The 1,997-nt window shown below is 32.9% G+C and carries 1 protein-coding gene; it reads right to left on the reverse strand.

The window, feature by feature from the left end; genetic code table 11:
* Positions 1-216 precede the first annotated feature (216 nt).
* Positions 217-1,749: a S41 family peptidase gene (locus AB1414_20010; protein ID MEW6609698.1), complete on the reverse strand. Its 1,533-nt coding sequence runs from the start codon at positions 1,747-1,749 to the stop codon at positions 217-219.
* Positions 1,750-1,997: the final 248 nt, after the last annotated feature.

Genomic DNA, 1,997 nt, shown 5'->3' on the forward strand with positions numbered 1-1,997 from the left:
TGATACAATCATGACTAATATCTAATCCTACTGGTACTTTTTCTCTTCCCCACAACATTATCTTAAATTTCCTCCCTGCTGGTTATTACTTGTTTTTCTGTCAAACGATTTTATTTTATGATTAGGATAAATAATATCATATCCACGATTATTTGTCAAGAATTTTATCACCATAATTTTATTTTTTTTATTTATACAAAACTTTGCTTGTATTTACTAAAGTTTTTTTGAGGTCTTCATATTATTAAATATCTGTGAAGCAGTAAGAATATCCACTGCTCGTTGAAGTTGCGTGTCTAAAATCAGGTCATAAACAGGTTCCTTTTTTAACTCCTTTTTTCTGATTTCTATATCTATCTTTTTCTTAAGGAGCACTTCTTTTATTTTTATGCCGTCTTTTTCTAAATTAGCCAGTAGTTCTTTCATATCATCTTCTGTATATGGATTATGTTCTTCAATAAATTTTTTTACATACCCTTCTTTTTCTATCTTATTAAACATCTCTGCATCTTCCTTACTTAATTCATATTCTTCGGCAGTAATATCAGGAATGATTCCTTTATCATGGATAGATTTACCTGAAGGTGTATAGTATTTAGCCGTAGTGAGGGCTATGCCGGAGTTATCTGCGAGTGAAATAACTGTTTGCACTGAGGCTTTTCCAAAACTTGGTAAACCAACGATAACTCCTCGTGGGGGAGCAACTCTTCTTTTAACAAGCCATTTTTCTGATTCTATCTCATTAATAGAAATATCCTCTTTATTCTCAAGCAATTTAGCCCATTTATCATATTCTACCTTATTAGTGATTAAAAATTTCTCATATTGTGGGTCTTGAATAGCTCCAGCAACAATTTCTGAACCACTGGCACTCCCATGGTTAATTAAAACTACCATTGGATAATCACCATCCAGCCCTGAATCTGTTGCTTGATAATCTTGATTCATTTGTGGAATGCGACCATTAATGGAAACAATCAATTTCTTATCGGATAAAAATTCATCCGTCACTGCCACGGCTGAATCTAATAACCCACCCGGATTATTTCTTAAATCTAAGATTAAACTCTTCATATCCTTTTCTTTTAACTTTAAAAGGGCATTATGGAATTCATCTGGTGTCTTTTGATTAAAATTAGTTATCCGAATATAACCCATATCTTTCTTAATCATATCATATTTAACACTCTCGATTTTGATTATATCACGAATAATCGTAAATTTAAGCCATTCTTTTTCACCTTCCCTTTCAACGCTAATCGTAACTTCTGTTCCCTTAGGACCTCTTAATTTTCCAACCGCCTCAAATAAGGTAATATCTTTTGTTGTAACTCCATCAATCTCCATAATTTTATCACCAGCTTTAACGCCAGCCAGTGCCGCTGGTGTTTCCTCAATCGGTGAAATAACCGTTAATTGATTATCTTTAAGACCAATAACAATTCCTACTCCACCAAATTCACCTTCTGTCTCCACTTTCATCTCTTTATATGATTCTGGGGTCATAAATCGTGTATGTGGGTCATTCAAACTTTTTAATAAGCCGCTAATGGCTCCATAGATTAAATCCTTTGACTTAACTTTATCAATATCCACATATTGAGTCTGGACAATAGAGAGTGCCTGGGTAAAAAGCCGTATGTCATCATACATTTGTTGATTTTTATCGGATGATGACCTGCTATCTCCGACTATTAGTCCTAAAAATGTTAGCCCAACAATTAACCACAATATTTCCTTACGAAACATTTTATCCTCCTTACAAAAAAACTCTTTTTATTTATATTATCGACAAAATATAACAAATTCATTATACCCTATAATTATATTTATGTCAACAAAAAAAATTTTTTTTCAAACTTAATACCTCAGAGAGCGTTGCGTAGGAGTTAAAGCTATATCTATGGTCACAGGCATTGCTTTACTTCATTTTCTGCCATCTTTTGCTTATTAAATTTGCTCCAGAGGAGCAATCTGTTTGTAGAAGAAAACCCACC

It is taken from the genome of bacterium (assembly GCA_040755795.1).
Taxonomy (GTDB): domain Bacteria; phylum UBA9089; class CG2-30-40-21; order CG2-30-40-21; family SBAY01; genus JBFLXS01.